Annotated in this window: 22 protein-coding genes; 16 read left to right on the top strand and 6 right to left on the bottom strand. The window is 42.4% G+C overall.

The window, feature by feature from the left end; all coding sequences use genetic code 11:
• From ctaD to BA724_RS15095, 5 genes are all read left to right on the top strand, one after another.
• The gene (gene ctaD, locus BA724_RS15115; protein WP_069939505.1) at positions 1–1,881 is read left to right on the top strand and encodes a cytochrome c oxidase subunit I; all 1,881 of its coding nucleotides are present in this window, start codon (positions 1–3) and stop codon (positions 1,879–1,881) included.
• Positions 1,881–2,510, top strand: coding sequence for a cytochrome (ubi)quinol oxidase subunit III (locus BA724_RS15110; protein WP_069939504.1), 630 nt, complete (start codon positions 1,881–1,883; stop codon positions 2,508–2,510). Before ctaD ends, BA724_RS15110 begins: the two co-directional genes overlap by 1 nt.
• Positions 2,511–2,513: 3 nt before the next feature.
• On the top strand, positions 2,514–2,846 hold the full coding sequence (gene ctaF / locus BA724_RS15105; protein ID WP_069939503.1) for a cytochrome c oxidase subunit IVB: 333 nt from the start codon (positions 2,514–2,516) through the stop codon (positions 2,844–2,846).
• Positions 2,847–2,974: 128 nt separating this feature from the next.
• Positions 2,975–3,874, top strand: a complete 900-nt coding sequence (gene ctaG, locus BA724_RS15100) for a cytochrome c oxidase assembly factor CtaG (RefSeq protein WP_069939502.1) — start codon at positions 2,975–2,977, stop codon at positions 3,872–3,874.
• Between the two features lie 75 nt (positions 3,875–3,949).
• Positions 3,950–4,414, top strand: a complete 465-nt coding sequence (locus BA724_RS15095; protein ID WP_069939501.1) for a DUF420 domain-containing protein — start codon at positions 3,950–3,952, stop codon at positions 4,412–4,414.
• Between the two features lie 37 nt (positions 4,415–4,451).
• Here BA724_RS15095 and BA724_RS15090 read toward each other — a convergent pair whose 3' ends face one another.
• Complete coding sequence (locus BA724_RS15090; RefSeq protein ID WP_069939500.1) at positions 4,452–4,808, bottom strand: YugN family protein; 357 nt, start codon at positions 4,806–4,808, stop codon at positions 4,452–4,454.
• 236 nt (positions 4,809–5,044) lie between these two features.
• Between BA724_RS15090 and BA724_RS15085 the strand changes: the two genes are divergently transcribed.
• Genes BA724_RS15085 through BA724_RS15075 form a run of 3 tightly spaced genes read left to right on the top strand, consistent with a single transcriptional unit; the run spans position 5,045 to position 6,819 of the window.
• On the top strand, positions 5,045–6,040 hold the full coding sequence (locus BA724_RS15085; RefSeq protein WP_069939499.1) for a CAP domain-containing protein: 996 nt from the start codon (positions 5,045–5,047) through the stop codon (positions 6,038–6,040).
• Between the two features lie 37 nt (positions 6,041–6,077).
• Positions 6,078–6,518, top strand: coding sequence for a YlbF/YmcA family competence regulator (locus tag BA724_RS15080; protein WP_069939498.1), 441 nt, complete (start codon positions 6,078–6,080; stop codon positions 6,516–6,518).
• Positions 6,519–6,543: 25 nt separating this feature from the next.
• The gene (locus BA724_RS15075; RefSeq protein ID WP_069939497.1) at positions 6,544–6,819 is read left to right on the top strand and encodes a YlbG family protein; all 276 of its coding nucleotides are present in this window, start codon (positions 6,544–6,546) and stop codon (positions 6,817–6,819) included.
• Between the two features lie 41 nt (positions 6,820–6,860).
• Here the strand turns inward: BA724_RS15075 and BA724_RS15070 are convergent, their stop codons facing one another.
• Positions 6,861–7,238, bottom strand: coding sequence for a DUF7147 family protein (locus tag BA724_RS15070; protein ID WP_069939496.1), 378 nt, complete (start codon positions 7,236–7,238; stop codon positions 6,861–6,863).
• Positions 7,239–7,372: 134 nt separating this feature from the next.
• Between BA724_RS15070 and BA724_RS15065 the strand changes: the two genes are divergently transcribed.
• The 3 genes from BA724_RS15065 to coaD all read left to right on the top strand — a co-directional run bounded on the left by BA724_RS15065 (position 7,373) and on the right by coaD (position 9,941).
• Positions 7,373–8,776: a stalk domain-containing protein gene (locus BA724_RS15065; RefSeq protein WP_069939495.1), complete on the top strand. Its 1,404-nt coding sequence runs from the start codon at positions 7,373–7,375 to the stop codon at positions 8,774–8,776.
• 101 nt (positions 8,777–8,877) lie between these two features.
• A complete protein-coding gene (gene rsmD, locus BA724_RS15060) occupies positions 8,878–9,447 on the top strand; it encodes a 16S rRNA (guanine(966)-N(2))-methyltransferase RsmD (protein WP_069939494.1) in 570 nt (189 codons plus the stop codon).
• The gene (gene coaD / locus BA724_RS15055; protein WP_069939493.1) at positions 9,447–9,941 is read left to right on the top strand and encodes a pantetheine-phosphate adenylyltransferase; all 495 of its coding nucleotides are present in this window, start codon (positions 9,447–9,449) and stop codon (positions 9,939–9,941) included. The genes rsmD and coaD overlap by 1 nt, the downstream gene beginning before the upstream one ends.
• Positions 9,942–9,960: 19 nt before the next feature.
• Here the strand turns inward: coaD and ylbJ are convergent, their stop codons facing one another.
• Positions 9,961–11,085, bottom strand: coding sequence for a sporulation integral membrane protein YlbJ (ylbJ, locus tag BA724_RS15050; RefSeq protein WP_069939492.1), 1,125 nt, complete (start codon positions 11,083–11,085; stop codon positions 9,961–9,963).
• Positions 11,086–11,262: 177 nt separating this feature from the next.
• On the opposite strand from ylbJ, the gene BA724_RS15045 reads away from it, so the two are divergent.
• Positions 11,263–12,300 (top strand): SepM family pheromone-processing serine protease, encoded by a 1,038-nt coding sequence (locus BA724_RS15045; protein WP_083256273.1) that lies wholly within the window; start codon positions 11,263–11,265, stop codon positions 12,298–12,300.
• Here the strand turns inward: BA724_RS15045 and BA724_RS15040 are convergent.
• Positions 12,292–13,479 carry a nucleotidyltransferase gene (locus BA724_RS15040; protein WP_069939490.1) on the bottom strand — a complete coding sequence of 396 codons (1,188 nt, stop codon included), beginning with the start codon at positions 13,477–13,479 and terminating at the stop codon, positions 12,292–12,294. The two genes, BA724_RS15045 and BA724_RS15040, sit on opposite strands and share 9 nt — an antisense overlap.
• A 146-nt stretch (positions 13,480–13,625) precedes the next feature.
• On the opposite strand from BA724_RS15040, the gene BA724_RS15035 reads away from it, so the two are divergent.
• The 4 genes from BA724_RS15035 (at position 13,626) to BA724_RS15020 (ending at position 16,731) form a co-directional block, all read left to right on the top strand.
• Positions 13,626–14,156, top strand: coding sequence for a YceD family protein (locus tag BA724_RS15035; protein ID WP_069939489.1), 531 nt, complete (start codon positions 13,626–13,628; stop codon positions 14,154–14,156).
• Between the two features lie 62 nt (positions 14,157–14,218).
• Positions 14,219–14,392, top strand: a complete 174-nt coding sequence (rpmF, locus tag BA724_RS15030) for a 50S ribosomal protein L32 (RefSeq protein WP_069939488.1) — start codon at positions 14,219–14,221, stop codon at positions 14,390–14,392.
• Positions 14,393–14,498: 106 nt separating this feature from the next.
• Complete coding sequence (locus BA724_RS15025; RefSeq protein WP_069939487.1) at positions 14,499–15,260, top strand: enoyl-CoA hydratase/isomerase family protein; 762 nt, start codon at positions 14,499–14,501, stop codon at positions 15,258–15,260.
• Positions 15,261–15,855: 595 nt separating this feature from the next.
• Positions 15,856–16,731 carry a ketopantoate reductase family protein gene (locus BA724_RS15020; RefSeq protein WP_069939486.1) on the top strand — a complete coding sequence of 292 codons (876 nt, stop codon included), beginning with the start codon at positions 15,856–15,858 and terminating at the stop codon, positions 16,729–16,731.
• Here the strand turns inward: BA724_RS15020 and BA724_RS15015 are convergent.
• Complete coding sequence (locus BA724_RS15015; RefSeq protein ID WP_069939485.1) at positions 16,718–17,398, bottom strand: ABC transporter ATP-binding protein; 681 nt, start codon at positions 17,396–17,398, stop codon at positions 16,718–16,720. The two genes, BA724_RS15020 and BA724_RS15015, sit on opposite strands and share 14 nt — an antisense overlap.
• On the bottom strand, positions 17,399–19,039 hold the full coding sequence (locus tag BA724_RS15010; RefSeq protein WP_069939798.1) for an ABC transporter permease: 1,641 nt from the start codon (positions 19,037–19,039) through the stop codon (positions 17,399–17,401).
• Positions 19,040–19,094 lie beyond the last annotated feature (55 nt).

The raw sequence follows: 19,094 nt of genomic DNA, 5'->3' as shown, positions 1-19,094 counted from the left end.
TTGAGTACCATTGCACACACGCAGAAACGGGGATTTGCCGGTACAGTTTGGGACTATTTAACAACAGTTGACCATAAAAAAATCGCGATTCTTTATTTACTCGCCGGCGGCTTTTTCTTTCTTGTCGGCGGTATTGAAGCGATGATGATTCGGATTCAGCTGGCTGTGCCGAACAATGACTTTGTCAGTGCCGGTTTATTTAATGAAATTATTACAATGCACGGTACCACAATGATTTTCCTGGCAGCAATGCCGTTATTATTTGCATTTATGAATGCAGTCATGCCTCTTCAAATTGGTGCGCGCGACGTTGCGTTCCCATTTATTAATGCACTTGGGTTTTGGCTGTTCTTTTTCGGTGGGTTGTTCTTAAACCTTTCTTGGTTTTTAGGCGGCGCTCCAGATGCAGGATGGACGTCTTATGCGTCACTTTCGCTTGCCTCAGAAGGGCATGGGATTGATTTTTACGCCCTTGGGCTCCAAATTTCCGGTTTTGGTACGTTGATGGGCGGAATTAACTTTTTGGTCACGATTATTAATATGCGCGCACCGGGCATGACATATATGAGAATGCCACTGTTTACATGGACAACGTTTGTGGCGTCTGCACTTATTTTGTTCGCGTTTCCTCCGCTTACGGTCGGCTTATTTATGCTTATTTTTGACCGTATGTTTGGATCAGGCTTCTTTGATGTAGCAATGGGCGGGAACACAATTATTTGGGAGCACTTCTTCTGGATTTTTGGTCACCCTGAAGTTTATATTCTAGTTTTGCCGGCGTTTGGTATTTTCTCGGAAATTTTCCCAACGTTTGCAAGAAAGCGCCTATTTGGATATTCATCAATGGTCTTCGCAACCGTTTTAATTGGTTTCTTAGGCTTCATGGTATGGGCGCATCACATGTTTACTACAGGTCTGGGACCAATTGCGAATGCAATTTTCGCTGTTGCGACTATGGCCATTGCAGTTCCAACAGGGATTAAAATCTTTAACTGGATTATGACCATTTGGGGCGGAAGTATTCAGTTCACGGTTCCAATGCTTTATGCTGTTGCCTTCATCCCATCATTCGTTATGGGTGGTGTAACGGGGGTTATGCAGGCTGCTGCGCCGGCTGATTATCAGTTCCATGACACGTACTTTATCGTTGCTCATTTCCATTACGTTATTGTTGGCGGAATTGTGCTTGGCCTTCTCGGAGGTGCTCACTTTTACTGGCCGCTTATGTTCGGAACAATGCTCAGTGAAAAATTGGGCAAAATTACATTTGTTTTATTCTTAGTCGGTTTCCATTTAACATTCTTTATTCAGCATTTCCTTGGCTTGATGGGCATGCCGCGCCGTGTATGGACATTCTTGCCTGGGCAAGGGCTTGATGCCGGTAACTTGATTAGCTCAATAGGAGCCGCCTTCATGGCTGTAGGAATCATTATCATGCTTGTGAACGTGGTAATTACACAGAAAAAGAATATTCAAGTAGGGAGAGATCCTTGGAAGGATGGCCGTACACTTGAGTGGTCAATTCCATCTCCGGCACCTTTCTATAACTTTAAGCAGCTTCCGCTCGTTCGTGGACTTGATCCTTTCTGGATTGAAAAAATGGAAGGCAAAACGGAAATGACACCAGCTGAACCAATCGGCGATATTCACATGCCAAACAATTCATTTACGCCTTTCGTTATTTCACTTGGTTTGTTCATTGCCGCATTTGGTGCAATGTATCAAGCAGATGAGGGCAAAGGATGGGCGATCCCTGTATTAATCATCGGAATGATCGTGACGTTTGGCGCGATGCTTTATCGTTCTATTAAAGATGATCATGGCTACCATATCCATAAGGAAGATCTGTTGGATGATGCAGGCAAAGGAGGGACACATTAATGGCAGCTGAACAAAAATTCACGCCGCAAACGTGGCCCGAATCACCTGAGCAGGCAACGCTTGAAGGTAAAAATAAGTTTTTAGGCTTCTGGTTTTTCCTCGGAGGCGAGACGGTTTTATTCGCTTCTTTGTTTGCAACATATTTAGCGCTGAAAGACAGTGTGCCAAGTGATACACATGCAAAAGCAGCGGATTTATTTGAACTGCCGCTCGTTTTCTTAATGACGATGCTGCTTTTAACAAGTTCATTAACGTCTGTTTTTGCGATGTATCATATGAAAAACTACAATTTCAAGAAAATGCAGCAGTGGCTTTTTATCACTGTGGCACTTGGATTGGCGTTTCTCGGCTGTGAAATTTATGAGTTCAATCATTATTACCATGAGTATGAGCATAAGTTTACGAGCAGCGCATTTGGTTCGGCTTTTTACACATTGGTCGGCTTCCATGGCGGTCACGTTGTGTTCGGTCTTTCCTGGATCATTGCCTTAATGATCCGTAATGCAAAACGCGGACTTGATCTTTACAACGCACCGAAGTTTTACTTAGCGAGCTTATATTGGCACTTTATTGACGTCGTATGGGTATTCATCTTTACTGTCGTATACTTAATGGGAATGGTGGGATAACGAATGGCGAATTTACAACCAAATTCAGGTGATCCTAAAGTTACGTACGAATACCGCCGTAAGAAGCATGCGGAAGAAATGAGAATGCAAGTCATAACATTCACAATGATGATTTTCTTTACAGTCATTGCTTTTGCAGCAGTTGGAGCTGGGTTTTCTAAATGGTTTATTGTTCCATTTGTTTTGCTCCTTGCCATTGTACAGGTTATTTTCCAGCTTTATTACTTTATGCATATGAGCCATAAAGGACATGCGGAAGCGCAGCTATTTATGTATTCAGGTGTCCTTGTTGGATTTTTGACCGTTCTTACGTTTGTGACCATTATCTGGTGGTAAGAAGTAAAAGTGTTTCCCGCATATGGGGAACACTTTTTTTCTGTCATTAACTTGTCAATACATGGCGTTGTCACCCGATTTTTACCGCGTTATAATAAGGAGAGCATTAAAAAAATGAGGTGAATAGAATGCCGATCAGCATTTTCGGGTTTCCAGCTCTTTGGAGTCCATACTTTATAGTTGTTTTGCTTTTTATAACAGTGTTGTTTTTTCTTGTAACAACGAAATGGCGAAAAGGTTTTATCGTCAGTGAACCACTCACAAAACGACAGGCCATTCTTTTTTTAACAGCGATGATCGTTCTGTATACAGTGAAAGGATCTCCTCTTGATTTAATGGGGCATATTATGATGACCTATCATATGGTTCAGATGGCGGTTTTATATCTCGTGGTACCGCCACTTTTTGTTAAAGCAATTCCATGGTGGATATGGAAATCAGTTATTAATGTACCGGTTATCAAGCAAATTTTTTCGTTTTCAACACGGCCGCTCATTTCACTTATTTTCTTTAATGGGCTGTTTTCGTTTTATCATATTCCACTCATTTTTGACTTTATTAAAATGAATGAAGCGCTTCACAGCCTTTATACAGTCATTTTATTTTTCTTCGCTATTTGTATGTGGTGGCCGCTTGTAAATGAACAGCCAAAAGGTCATGGACTGCATGGATTAAAGAAAATCGGCTACATTTTTGCGAATGGCATTTTATTAACACCCGCATGTGCTTTAATTATTTTTGCATCAAGTCCGCTTTATGCAACATACTCAGATGGAACTGCGTGGTTGAAGGCGATGGAGTTGTGTGTCCCATCATCTACACTGTCAGGCTTAAATTTAAGTGGACCTGAATTATTTTCTAACATGGCCGTCGTTGAAGATCAGAAAACAGGCGGTATTGTCATGAAGATCATTCAGGAAATTGTATATGGCGTTGTTCTTGCACAAGTATTCTTTGAATGGTTCCGCAAAGAGCAGGAAGACGCAGAGAAAATAACGGAGGAGGCTTTGGCGCGTCACAATCAATAAATTCAATGTATTCATAAAAAAAAGGAAACGGTTGTCCGTTTCCTTAGGTTTACATAACGGAAGTGAGGAATTTTCATGTCGTTACCTATTTTGCCAACGATCAGTACGTTTTTTATCGCTTTAAGTGCGATATTTGTTGCGATTGGATGGGCACAGATTAAACAGCGTAAAGTTGAAAAACATAAAAAAACCATGTTGCTGGCAGGCGTTTTTGCTTTAACCTTTTTCATTATATATGTCAGCCGGACATTATTTATTGGTAATACTGCTTTTGGCGGACCGGATGATATAAAAATCTATTATACCGTCTTTTTGATTTTCCACATTTGCCTGGCGACAACAGGTGCTGTTTTTGGGATCGTGTCGATTGTCAGCGGCTTAAAAAATAATTTAAAACTTCACCGTAAAATCGGGCCATCTACAAGCATCATCTGGTTTTTTACCGCGATTACCGGTGTGGCTGTTTATTTGCTCCTGTATGTATTTTACTCGGGTGGTCCGACGACATCTGTTTTCAAGGCCATTCTTGGCGGAGAATAAGAAAAGCTTTCCTCTTTGATGGAGGAAAGCTTTTTTCTTATACGTAATGAACGGTTTCTGCTTTAATGTCTGCTAGCAGCTTTTCACACGTTTTTACGAGTGATTCAGGGAAATATTCATCTGCTCCGTATTCAACGCCATGCGGATAATAATGTTTGCCAAGAAGAGGTGTCATTAATTCAATGATGGCATCATCAGCACCGACATCTCCTTTTGTAGCGAAACCGAAGACACGCAAGTAATAGACGCCTTCTTTTAGTTCAAATTTACGATCGTATGTAACACGCTCATAATCCCATTGTCCGGCCAGTACCATGCCGTGTTCTTCCATGATATGTGTAAGCTGGTTTAAATCAATCTGTGTACCTTCAAGACCCGTATTTTCAAATTTCATAAACGTACTCCTTCCTGCCTGTTATCTTTGTTTACTTCATCTTCCATAATAGTCGAAATTGCGCTTTCATGCAATGTGCTTAAAATGATTGAGCGTGACAAATTTTTAACGATGCAACGGTAAGTTTTTTTCAATCGATGATGTGGAATGATATACTGATGAAAGAAAGACCGGGTATGTAAGGAGATGATCGTCTGCGAGCTGTTTTTAAAATTTTAGTCATTTTTTTAATTTTAATGCTGATCGGCATTTATACCGATAAAGCGGTAGATGAAAAAAGCAATGAACCGCCCGCACCGCCGCCCGTCAACAGCGGCCAGGTTGATCCTGTGCCGCCGGCAGAAACAGCGCCGGTGCCGGATGAAGGAGCTGGTGCATTAATAGGAAAGTCAGCAGAGAGGCTTGTAAAGGAATACGGAGAACCTGTCCGAAAAGAACCGTCAGCATACGGATACGAATGGTGGGTTTATAAATCTTCCGGCCGGTACCTGCTCGCGGGTGTTGAAAATAACCGCATTGTAACGATTTTTGCAAAAGGTAATATCAATACAGCTCCTTTTTCTATTGGACGCTCTGCCAACGAGATTTTTAGTTCCCGGTATCCGGAAACGGAAATTGTTGTGCATGCAAATGACAGTTATTACCGTTTTGAACTGTCAGAAGAAGAGTTGAACTTAAAGCCGCTTATACCAATCGGTGACTTTTATGCACAGCTTTATATTAATCAGCAGACCGGTACGTTATCAGGTATTCGCTTTATGACTGCTGACGTTTTGCTTAAAATGAAGCCGTATGAACTTGTTTATGAAGGGACATTGCCCGAAATACCACAACCAGGCATGTCTGCATGGGTGCATATTGAGCGGGGAAGTGAGGCGCAGCTCGCAGATATGAGTAATCTCGTTCGTCAGCAAGCCGGCATACCGGCGCTCCTGTGGATACCAGAAATAAAAGCGCCGGCCAAATCCCATAGCAAGGATATGTTTGAAGCAGGTTATTTTGGTCATGAATCACCGGAATTTGGAGATGTGAAGCAGCGTTTAACGGAAGCGGGTCTTTCCTTTAACATGTCGGATGAAATGATCAGCGCCAATTATATGGATGCACCGGCAGCGATGGAAGCGTGGCTGAATTCACCAGAGGACAGGGACGTTCTGTTAGATGAATCATTCACATCATTCGGAACAGGTGCTTATCGTACTCATTTTACACAAATTTTCACCGGAATGTAGCGATGTATGGTAAAATAAGTCGATGGAGGTGCCTCAAATGATTGCAACAACAATGGAACTCATTAACGTCGCGGATGCAGCAGATGAACTTGGAGAAATGATTCTTCAATCCGAACAAGCAAAGCAATACCGGGACTGTTACGATAAGCTTTATACGGTTGAATCCGTCAAATATAAAATTTTTGCTTTTAGCCGCTTGAAGGAACTGTACGAAGATGTGCAGCGCTTTGGACGCTATCATCCGGATTATAAACGAATTATGATGGAAACACGCACGGCTAAGCGTGAGATGGACATGGATGAGCACGTCGCGGCATTTAGACGGGCGGAAACAGAGCTGCAGAAGCTTTTAGATGATATCAGCCTGCTCATCGCCCGTTCGGTATCAGAACAAGTAAAAGTGCCAGGAGCAGGTTCTATTTTTACAAGTGGCTGCGGCAGTTGCGGGAGCGGCGGTTCATGCGGATGTTCTGCATAAAATTGAAAGGACCGGGGGATGGATTATGCTAATAGAACGACAAGCACTAATTGTGTGGCTTCATTCATTGAAGCCGGCCAAGTCGCTGCGTAAATATGGGAACGTACACTATGTATCAAAAAAAATGAAATATGTCGTACTGTATTGTGATCATATAGAAGCTCCTGCATTGGCAGAAAAAATCGCGGCATTTTCTTTCGTTAAAAAAGTCGATTTTTCCGAAAAGCCGTTTTTAAAGGTTGATTACGAAAATTCCCGTCCGGATAAAGCAAAAGAATACGATTATAAAATAGGTGTATAAGGAAAAGGCCTGTCTAATGACGGGCCTTTTTTTCATGCTTTTTAAGAAAGCGGCGGAAGGTAGTGGTTAAGGCGCAGAATACCGATTAAATACTGGTAGTAAAGGTTTTTTTCAGCAAATAAGGCAGAAGACTTCACATCCATTTCAATGACAGGCTTACGGGCGGATGATGCAGCCTGTTTGAACAATCGGAACCGCTCATTTTCTTTCTTATGTGGATTCGGAATTCCTTCACGGCACATATAAATCGGCTGAAAACTGCCTGGTGATGTCGGATGCAGTATGATGGCACACGACGTAACTTCATTTGAATGCATTGCGATAAAATGCGCAACTCTCTCATTTGAACGTTCAGCAATATCAATCAATTCATATAAATCCGAATATCCTTCGCCCAGTTCAATAAATCGTTGAATCAAATGTATATCCCTCCATTTCTTCCATTCCTATTATACGCAATTATTCACGATATTTTGACAAAATTCATCGTTAATTTTATTTTTTTTTGATATGATGTATATAAGTCAAATTTCCTAACTGAGGTGTGGGTTGTATGAGAAAAGTCCTTTTGTTTTCCGTGATATTATTCATTGTTTCTGGAGGTTTATTAACTGTTCAATGGATCGGCTATGAAAAATTATCTAGTGCTTCTGAAAAGATCATGGCGAATCAAACAGTCGAAATAGATGTGAAGAGTAATGGATTTTCAATTAAACAAGTGCTTCATTCATTGCCGGAAAATAGTGAATTAAATGTAAAGATGCCTGCAGATGCAAAAGAAGTATCCTGTTCTAAAGGGGATATGTGTATTAAGGGTGGACATTCCGGCACGGTAATCGCCAATGGAGGCAGTATAACGATACAGTATAAGATTCCGGCCTCACTTTCTTCGCAATCCTTTTTATTAAATAATGGACAGTCTTCATTTGAAAATGTAGATATTACGAACACGGCTCTTCTTGTAACAGATCATACGAAAAGAGACGGACAATGGATTTCTTCCATTGAACAAACGGCTGCTAAGCAGCTGTCAGCAATCGACTTTTACTCTTTTGAAGGAAAAGCAGACCGCCCGCCATTATTTTGGCAAAAAGACGTATTAAAAGCAGCCAATCTTGCAGGCATTACTGTTTTCGCAAAAGAATCGGTTAATCTATCAGAGGAATCGGTGTCTGTTCCGTTTCCTGCAGAAGAAATCGCTGCTCAAACCGTTGTGATTTCTCCGGAATTAAAACCACAACAGCTTGATGGGTTGACATTGATTCAGAAAGAAAGTGATGTAAAAAAGATTCGTTCAAAAATGATTTATGACTATGTAAAAAAACACTTTATTTTTCCCGAAGAGGAACAATGGCTGACCTCATTTCTGGCTGTATCTCTGTACAATATACAGCCGATGCACATGAAAGCTGTAAATATGAATGAGCGAATTGCGGCCGTGTTAACAGAAGCGGAACAAAAAGAATGGAAAACGGCGCTTTTGCAGTTTAAAGGAAAAGAAGTGAACGCTGAAAAACTTGATAAGGCGCTGTCAGCTGTAAAAAATGAGCAGACGGATTTCTTTGAAAAAAATAAAAATATCGATTCGCCAGCCGCACCTCTCGTTTTTTTTGACGGTCGTCCTGTAACAGTCGAAGGAACAGATGTACCCTTTCATATGAAGAACAAAGAGGGGCTGATTTACGTTCCATTAAAAGAAACAGCGGAAGTGCTTGGCTACTCTATTCAAGAAGTATCTTCTCAAGAATGGATGATGAAAAAAGAGTTTGAGACGTACCGGTTTTATTTAAACGAAAACCGTGTGCTGTTAAATGAACATCAATATGCTTTATATGAAACCGCTCTTCAGAACATCGAGGGTATTGTTTACATTGATAAGATTTGGTTTCAAAAAATATTTCTTGTTGAAGTGCAGGAAACGAATACAGCCATTCACTTGAAGTCATACGGATTATAGGTACCTCGTCTTAGGAACGGGGTTTCTTTTTTGTGCTATAGATTTCATTTACACGTTTGTGATACCATAAACGAAGAAAAACGAATGGCAGGTTGAAAAACATGAGAATTATTTCAGGTGAAAAAAAGGGGCTGCCCTTAAAGGCTGTTCCCGGTAACGAAACGCGCCCGACAACTGATAAAGTAAAAGAATCTATTTTTAATATGATTGGCCCTTATTTTGAAGGCGGCATCGGGCTGGATTTATTCGCAGGGTCCGGTGGACTGGGTATTGAAGCGCTAAGCCGGGGATTTGATCGAATGATATTTGTCGACCGCGATATGAAAGCGATTCAAACAGTGAAAGAAAATATACGCAGTGCCCAATTTACAGACCAATCAGAAGTATATCGAAATGAAGCGGATCGGGCATTAAAAGCCATTGTCAAAAGAGAGCTGGCGTTTACCGGTATTTTTCTTGATCCTCCATATAAAAAGCAGAAGCTTGAATCCATGCTTTTATTTATAGCTGAACACAAACTGCTTGAGGCGGAAGGATTTATTATGTGTGAACACGGATCTGATATTCGTCTTCCGGAACAGATTGGTCCGTTCCGCTGTATCCGTGCTGAAACGTATGGAATGATTTCCGTTTCGATTTACAAAGAGACAGATGATAGGGAGGAAAGGTAATGGCAAGTATTGCAGTATGTCCGGGCAGTTTCGACCCGATTACAAATGGGCATCTTGATATTATTCAACGCGGGGCTAAAGTGTTTGATAAGGTATATGTCGTTATATTAAGCAATTCGTCCAAACAACCGCTATTTTCCGTGGAAGAGCGAGCGGCATTAATCCGTAAAGTGACGGAGCATATTCCAAATGTAGAAGTGGACTATTATCAGGGTCTGCTTGTTGACTATGCGAAGGCGGTAGGCGCAAAAGCGATTCTGCGAGGGCTTCGTGCTGTCTCAGACTTTGAATATGAAATGCAGATTACCTCTATGAACCGTGTGCTGAGTGATGAGCTCGAAACCTTTTTTATGATGACAAACAGCCAGTATTCTTTTCTCAGCTCAAGTATCGTAAAGGAAGTAGCAAAATACGGAGCTGATATTTCGGAACTCGTACCAAAAGAAGTGGAAGCTGCGTTAACAGAAAAGCGGCTTGCCGATTCATCTATATAAATAAAAGCCGGGAAAAAGACTATGCTCTTTTTTCCCGGCTTTTTGAATATCGAAAAGCAAGCAAAAGGGAAGCAGCACCAAGAAATAAAACAGTGATGAACATTCCACGCTCCGGTATGAAAGAAAGGCTGACAGCCGGAAAAGAAAAAGGATAGGACAGAAGCCATAACGTAAGGATAACGGCATAAAAGCTGTGAAAGACACGAGCGACCAAAAATGGCCCATAACGAATATCTGTGCTGCTAATTATGGCCGCTACCTGTGCATGGACACTTAAGCCGCTAAAACCAAGAATGGCACTAATTAAAAGGAGGCTTACGTTAGAAGAAATGGAAGTTGACGACGACAGCTGAACGCCGGATGTCAATTCAAAAAAACCGGCAAATAAAGCTCGAACGATCGGCATGCTTGTTTCTTGTGAAGCAGCAAGAGAAAAGAAAAAAGCCGCTGCACCATATTCATTTAACAAAGCTGTTAATACGGAAAAAAAGAGAATAAAACCACCGATTAGCATAAGTGTTTGTACAGAAGACAAGACAGCGTCAGCAAACATCGTGCCAAACACTCGTCCATCCTTTTTTCGTGCCTCTTTGAAAGCTGTCAACGGTCCCGAAGCCACCGTTTTCGCTTTTCCTTTTTTACTTCCTCCATAAAAGCGCATGGTGAGCCCAACGAGAAATGCCCCGCCATAATGAGCCGCTGCAAGCAGAAACCCTGCTTCTGGGTTTTTCAAAAAGCCGCTGGCTACAGCACTTAAAATAAATAAAGGATTAGAGGAATGTGCCATTGCAACAAGTCGTTCTGCTTCAATTCGTGTAATCGAATGCTCAGCGCGAAGACGTGCGGCCATCCTTGCTCCTGATGGAAACCCGGAAGCAAGTGACAGCATCCACGTAACACCGGCAGGACCGGGAATTCGGAAGAAAAACTGCATAAATCGACTTAACAAAGAACCAAAAAAGGCAATGACCCCAAGACCGGCCATTAACTCTGTTAAAATAAAAAAAGGAAGAAGGGATGGAAAAACGGTTTTCCACCAAATATCCATCCCATATATAGCTGCCCGCAGGCCGGTTTCAGGTGAAAAAAGAAGGGCGGCGGCAAAAAGTGTGACCGTGAAGGCAGCAGCATAGGTTTTCCACATAAAAGGCCTCCCAGGTGTAATATAAAGCGTACTTGCCTAAAATTTTGTACAATAAATGAGCCTGTACAAAAGGATATGTTCTGCTTGAGAGAATAGACTAAAGAAACAGATCACCCCGACGTCGGAATGTACAATTGCCGGTCGAAAGATGATTTCTGCATGGAAGGAAGAATAAATGTGAAGAATAAACAAACTGTGCTCCTATACGCTGTCCTGCTTATGATCATTGCAGCCGCCTTCATTCCGCTTCCGTATTACGTGACAAAACCGGGAGGGGCACATGAGCTTGATCCGATTGTCCATGTGGATGGGGGAGATGAGAATGACACAAGCACATTGATGCTGACGACGATTCGAATGGGTCCGGCTAACTTCTATTCATACGCATGGGCGTCTATACGTGATTATGAGGAAATATTGCCGAAAGAAGACGTTCGTTACCCGCACGAATCAGACGATGAATACAACGTCAGGCAGTTTCATTTAATGGATACATCGCAGCAAAATGCGGTCACTGTTGCATTTGATGAAGCAGGGAAGCCGTATGACTGGGAATACAATGGCATCTACGTACTCGGTGTATTCCCCGGTATGCCCGCTGAAGACATATTAGAAGCTGGTGATCGAATTACATCCATTGATGGCCGGGATATAGAATCATCAAAAGAAATGACGGACTATGTCCAGTCAAAAAAGCCAGGCGAAACGGTAAGCATTGTATTTGCACGCAATGAAAAAAAGCATGAAAAAACGATTAAGCTCAGATCTTTTGCGGAACTAGACGGAAAGTCCGGTCTCGGCATCAGCTTGGCGGATGACAGGACGCTAAAAAGCAATCCTAAAGTAAAACTTAAAGCGGATGAAATTGGCGGACCTTCTGCCGGCCTTATGTTCAGTCTTGAAATTTATGATCAGCTGGTAGAAGAAGATATTGCGGCAGGCTTAAAGGTGGCCGGGACTGGCACTATCGCTTCAGATGGAACAGTGGGCCGGATCGGCGGCATCGCGCAAAAAGTCGTCGGAGCCGACCGGGCAGGGGCACAGTTCTTTTTTGCACCGGACGGTGAGCTGCCGGCAGACCGTTCGGATGTAAAGAGCAATTACGAAGAAGCGAAAAAAGCGGCAGAAGACATTGGAACAGAAATGATTATTGTGCCTGTTCAAACCTTTTCAGATGCGGTAGATTATTTATATAACACGACCGCGTCAAAGTAAAAGAGGTGGTGCTGAATATTCTTGTTCAAAAAGAGAATCGGCATAGTCCTTCGGAAAATTGGGAGCAGAAGCGAAAATGCGCGCTGCCTTTATATCCAGTGCAAGAAGATTGCTGCCGGAAGCTGTTCGTGAAAGGAGCGGCACGGGTATGTCCTTTTTTATCGATCGAATATAAGCCCGGCCGTTTTCTGTCATACCAAGTAATCGAATAAATGAAACGCGTTCGGCCTGTTGCATCGTTTCTTTGTCAGTATTTGTTAAAATATGTACCATCATTCGCTGCAGTCGTGTCCATGTATAGCGCTTCGTTTTTACCCGCTCCATAAATGCGGCGAAAGAATCACTTTTTAATGCTGCTTGAATGAGCCTTGGCCCGATTCCTTCCTCTACTTCATAAATAGAAGCCAGCTGTTCAGGATGGATGGACAAAAGATGATAACGAAGAAGCGGCCAATACGACTCCCATGAATGAAGGGTCCGATTTTTTAAATAAGCAGCAGCTGATGATGGCATTACGTCATCAATTGCTTCATTTGTCAGAAAAAGACGCTTCCGAATGGCCGTTGCACTTGCAATCGACCCGGACGCTTTTACATCGTGAAAACCCGCTCCTTTTCTTTGCACAGTGAGCGGCATTAACGGGGAGCCAAGTGTATCATTTGCCTGCACGTAATGAAAACCTAAAATGTTATTTGGCTTTGACAAATCAAGCGGCAGCGGGTCTTTTTGAAAGATAGCGTCTCTTGCTTTCGTTTGGGCAGACGGGTAGCTCATCCCTTCCTTCATAAATAGGCGGACAAGTGCAGTGAGCTGTTCATTTTTTTCGGCCAGCCGCTCTACGCTTCGGAGGAACGGTTCAATCTGTCCGTTTTCGCTGCCAAAGCAAAAAGACTGGCACTTTAGGTGATGCAGAATGTCAATTGCACCCGCTGAAAATGTTGCTGCTTTTTGAGTTGAAAATGCATAAGGAAGTTCTACGACGACATCAACGCCATGCTGCAGCGCCATTTTCGTCCGGGTCCATTTATCAATTACAGCAGGTTCCCCGCGCTGCAGGAAGGAGCCGCTCATAACAGCGATGATCACGTCTGCATTTGACAAACGCTTCGTTTCATTTATATGGTAGAGATGCCCGTTATGAAATGGATTATATTCAACAATAATACCAGCTGCGTTCATTGGAAACGTCCTTTCGTCAAGAGAATGTACTTTTATTTTCAAAGATGGTGAATAAAAAGTCAAACGGGCATTTCACTGTAAAGAAAATATATTGACATTCATCGAGGAGAGGGCTATAATTACTTTTGTTGCCTTGAGGTGATTAAATGAAATGGTCAATAATTCAACTGCAAAAATACCGCGACCGCGGTCTTGAAATCGACGAAACAGTTGACGTAACTGAATTAACAGCACTCGATAATGACATACGCCGTATCTCGCCTGTCCATGTAACGGGACGCGCAGATATTCGTCATGATCAAATTGTTTTTCATGTAAAAGCAACGGGTGAAATGGTTGTCCCTTGTTCACGAACGCTTGTAGATGTACCGTATTCGTTTGACATTCCGCTCACTGAACGGTTTTTATTAAAACCGGAAGAAGACGAGTCGTACGAAACAGAAGATGTTCATCTTCCGGAAGGAAACGTCATTGATTTCCGCCCGATTTTAGAAGAAGCTATCATCTTAGAAGTACCAATGCAAATTTTTAGTGAAGAAGCGGATCAGCATGTTGTGCATTCGGGAAAAGATTGGGCGTTTTTTGAAGAAGAAGACAAGCTTCCTGAAAAAGAGAAGCCGGCTGTCGATCCACGATTGGCAGGACTTCAAAACTTCTTTCCGTCCGACGATAAGTAATTGAGAAGTACAGCTATTCTGGCTTCATATAGTTTTTATTCCGTTAAGGAGGTGTATATCACATGGCAGTACCTTTTAGAAGAACTTCTACTACACGCAAAAACAAACGCCGTACGCACTTTAAACTTCAAGTGCCAGGTATGGTCGCTTGCCCTAGCTGCGGTGAAATGAAACTTGCGCACCGCGTTTGCAAAGAGTGCGGAACATATAAAGGCAAAGAAGTCGTTAGCAAATAAGACTTTTTAAATCTTTCAAAAAAAGCGGAGAGACCATGGCTCTTCGCTTTTTTTGTACTTGTTTTTCCAGAATTGAAAGCGCTACAATAAGGAGGGAGGGGATAAAATGGATTATATGGTCGAACTGGACAAGGAAAGTGGCATTTTGCTGTTTACGATCACGCGGGAAGAACGAAGAAATGCGATTAATTATAACGTGATGAATGGGCTGCGGGAGGCATTAGATCGGGCTTTAAACGAGGACGTGCGGATTTTGGCCATTACAGGGAAAGGGGATAAAGCCTTTTGTTCAGGAGGTGATTTATCCACTTTTCAGTCTTTGCAAACGGAGCAGGAAGCGTATACGATGTTGTCTAAAATGGGTGAGTTTTTATATGAGCTGGCAGTCTTTCCAAAACCGACTGTTGCGCTTATCAACGGAACAGCAGTTGGCGGCGGCTGCGAACTGGCAGCGGCTTGTGACTATCGTATTGCCCGGACCGGTGCTAAAATAGGCTTTATTCAAGGCGGTCTTGCCATTACAACCGGCTGGGGCGGAGGCACACTGTTATTTGAACGAATCGAGGCCAGGCTCGCATTTAAAATGCTGTCTGAGGCAGCTGTTTTTCGGGCAGAGCAACTAGATGATTTTGGCTTTATCGACCGGCTTCACGATAGAGTAGGAATGGAAGAAGCACGGGCGTTTTTCACGAATGAGCAATCAATAGATAGCCATGTTCTTCGTGCATATAAACAAATGATGATTAGAAAATGGCAGGCGGGCGATTTGAAAAGCCGGATGGAAAAAGAAATTCGTGCATGTTCAGTGCTCTGGGGAAAAGAAGCGCACCATCAAGCGGTCGCTGCTTTTTTATCGAAAAACAAATAAAAAAAGCTGATTTCCCCTCAGGGATCAGCTTATTTACCGGAAATATTCCATATCGGGATGCCAGAGAAACGCGTGCCGTTTTCCGATACGGGCTTAAAATTCATCTTCTTACAGAACGGCTGTGATTTTACACGAGGTTTCGTCATAATGGGCAATTGAAATGATTTGGCAAACTCGACAAGGAGCAGGCCAAGCCTTTTTTCTGGAAAGATGGCAGTACTTCAAGCTTCCAAATTTCTACATAATTTTTGCAGCCGGGCACAAGAGCTAATTTGTCATTCATTCCGAACGTAAAGGCACATACGGGCGGCCAGGCGGTTTCTATAGTAAATTCCATAAAAGGGAGATGTCGTGTTGTCTTCAACCATTGAAATCTGTAATTCCTCAACCATAGAAAGCTCTTCAAGCCCATAATCCTTTAAATGATTTGAATTCCTCCATCGTTTTAAAGTTCATTTTTAAGTTTTCAACAGTGAAGCCCATTGTATCGATCTTCTTTGCAAACTCTCTCTTGATCCGTCTCTTTTGTTATATAATAAAATAAATAAAAAAAGTAACGACCGATGTTATCGCTCACAAAAAAGGAGGATCGGAAATGAATATTCACATTATCGGCGGCGGAGCAATTGGATTGTTTTTTGCATCGCAATGGAGCAGGCATCATCATGTAACCGTTCAAACAAGAACATGTGAGCAGAGGGAACGGCTTGAAATGGACGGAATCCGCGTCATTGAAAATAACCAGGAATCGGTTTATCTTATCAAAACAGCTGAATATACGCCGGCCGAAACGGACTTAGTTGTTGTGGCTGTGAAGCAATATCATTTAAACGAAGTGCTGAAAGAGCTCCCGGACGCAGGATCTCTGTTATTTATTCAAAATGGATTAAGCCATCTTGAGAAGATTCAGCATCTACTTCATCCAAATATTTATGCCGCATCGGTCACACACGGAATTGCCAAAATAGACGGGCGGACCGTTCAGGTGAATGGGCGTGGCACAACGAAAATGGCTTGTGTAAAAGGAGAAAATGAAAGGATTAGCCACGTATTGGAGACACCTGGTTTTTCTTTTCAATGGGAGCCTGATGTGTATGAAATGCTGGTCGGTAAAATGGCGGCGAACGCCGTCATCAATCCGCTGACAGCACTTTTGAATGTGAGAAATGGAGAGCTGGTGGAAAACAGTGAGTATTGTGCGGCAGTAGAAACACTTTGCGCGGAGTTTGCGGCTGTTTTTCCATATCAAACAAAAGAAGCTGTTACACAGTCGGTTTTTGCTGTTTGCCGCAAGACAGCACTCAATGAATCTTCGATGTTAAGCGATATGAAAGCGGGACGAATGACTGAACTGAACGCCATTGTAGGTGTCCTGTTAAATGAAGCTGCACGGAACAATATACAAGTCCCAGCTTTTTCAATTTTATACAATCTTGTTAAAGGAAAAACGCCGGACTTTAACACAAAATAAGGTCCGGCGTTCCTATTTTCACAATATGTCCTTTTTCCATTAAAATAACCCGATCGGCGATGGCGCGTGCATCAGCTTGATCGTGTGTAACAAAAATAGCTGTGATGCCTGCTTTTTTTAAAATCGTGCGCAGCTCATCACGAATTTTAATTTGCAGATCAGCATCTAAATTGCTGAAAGGTTCGTCAAATAAAATAATCGATGGATTGGGTGCCATTGCCCGAGCCAATGCGACACGCTGCTGCTGTCCGCCGCTGAGCTCGTGTGGATAGCGCTTCTCAAAGCCTTTAAGCCCGACAAGTTCGATGACTGACGCGAGACGATCATTACGCTCCGTCCGTTTCATTTTTTTTAAACCAAATTTAATGTTGCCGGCTACGGTCATATGGGGGAACAGCGCATAATCTTGAAACACCATGCCGACACCGCGTTTTTCCGGCTGGACAAACGTTTCCTGGTCAAACATGGTGCTGCCATTGATTGTCATCATCCCCTCTTCAGGTACTTCAAGACCGGCAATCAGACGAAGAACGGTGCTTTTTCCGCTGCCGCTTTGACCGAGGATAGTCAAAATTTCCCCTTTTTCCATTTCCATTGACATATGTTGAATGGTTTTTTCTTTTGCATTCCGATAGGAAAACGTTACGTTCTGAAGCTGCATAACCATTTATTTTTTCTCCTTTTCCAAAACAGCATGAAACACAAAGATGGACAAGCCGCTGATCAAAATAATAAGCATGGAAGCGAGCGCTGCTTCATGAACAGCTTCATCATTTGCGTATTGAAAAGCCTTTGTTGATAATGTATAAAAATTGAACGGCTGTAGCAAAAGAGTAAGCGGCAGCTCTTTCATCACCTCAATAAAAACCAACGTAAATCCGCCAAATACAGCGCCGCGAATCATCGGCAAGTCTACTTTAAAAAAAGTTCGCATAAGGGAAGTGCCGAGCAGACGGGAAGCTTCTGTAAAGCTGCGGCCTATTTTATCAAATCCGGCATCAACTGGATTAAATCCGATCGCAAGAAACCGGCTTACGTAAGCAAAAATAAGCATTACAAGACTCAAGCTTAAAATAATAGGTGCGTCAATGCCGAGTGCTGTGTATACCATGTTTAAGTGCCGGTCAAGCCAGAGAAAAAAAGTTAAAACACCAATGGCAATGACGGCACCGGGAATCGAGTAGCCAAGTACAGTTATACGGGAGACAGCTTTGCTCCAAGGGCTGTCCGCCAGCCGGGTGAAATTACCGATTACAAGGGCGATGATCATAATGAGAAAAGAGGAGATAAGCGAGACGTACACGGAATTAAAAATAAGCTGCAAAAAGTCCGGACTAATGACTTTTTCGTACGTCAGCATCATCCATTGAAAAAGCTGAACAAACGGAATAAGGAATCCGATGGTGAAAATAAACAGGACATAAACGAACAGCAATATTGTTTTCTCGCGAGACAATGAAATCGGTTCAAGCGGCCGGACTTTTGCATTCGAATAACTATATTGTTTTCGGCCCCGAAGTACTTTTTCCAAAAATAAAATAAGAAAAACAATTGCCATTAACATACCTGCGAGCTTAATAGCGGACGCTACGTCACTCATGCCAAACCATGCCTGAAAGATAGCGGTCGTAAATACTTGAATACCAAAATAAGATACAACACCGTAATCGTTTAAAACCTCTAAAATAACAAGACTGGCCCCGCCAATGATAGCTGTTCTTGAAATGGGCATAATGACGTGAAAAAATAATTCCAGCGGGCCGCTGCCGAGAAGCCGTGCATTTTCGATTAGAGAAGCGGACTGCTGTTCCAAGTAAGCGCGCGTAATAATGTACACATACGGATACAAAAAAATCGTGAAAATAAAAATCGCACCAGGAATGTTCATTATATCGAAATAAGCCGGATTCGCGGTTATATTAAATTCATTTCGGAGCGTGGACTGCAGCACTCCCGTATAGTTCACGATGCCATGATATGTATAAGCGCCGATATAAGGCGGAATGGCCAGCGGCAAAATAAGCCCCCATTTAAAAAAGCGGCGCAGGGGGAATGTATAAGCGGTTACAAACCAGGCAAGGCTGACACCAACAAGTATTGAAAAAAGACCTGTAAAAAAAACGATCGTTATGGTGTTTTGGATGTAATTTTTTAAGAGGAACTCTTGAATATGAGTCCAGTTTTCATTCGGTTTTTCAAAAATCTGAACAAAGATTGACAAAGTGGGAGATAAAATAAGTAACATGAAAATGATACTCATTATCGACCAGCTGTTGGCATGAAGACGAAAAAAACGAAAAACATTCATAATAATACCTCGCTTGGACAGAATGAGCGCAGCGAACAAAATGTTCATTTGGTTA

Source organism: Domibacillus iocasae (genome assembly GCF_001750285.1).
Classification (GTDB): Bacteria; Bacillota; Bacilli; order Bacillales; family Domibacillaceae; genus Domibacillus; species Domibacillus iocasae.
The sequence above is the reverse complement of the archived record's forward strand: the minus strand, read 5'-3'. Positions and strand labels throughout refer to the sequence as shown.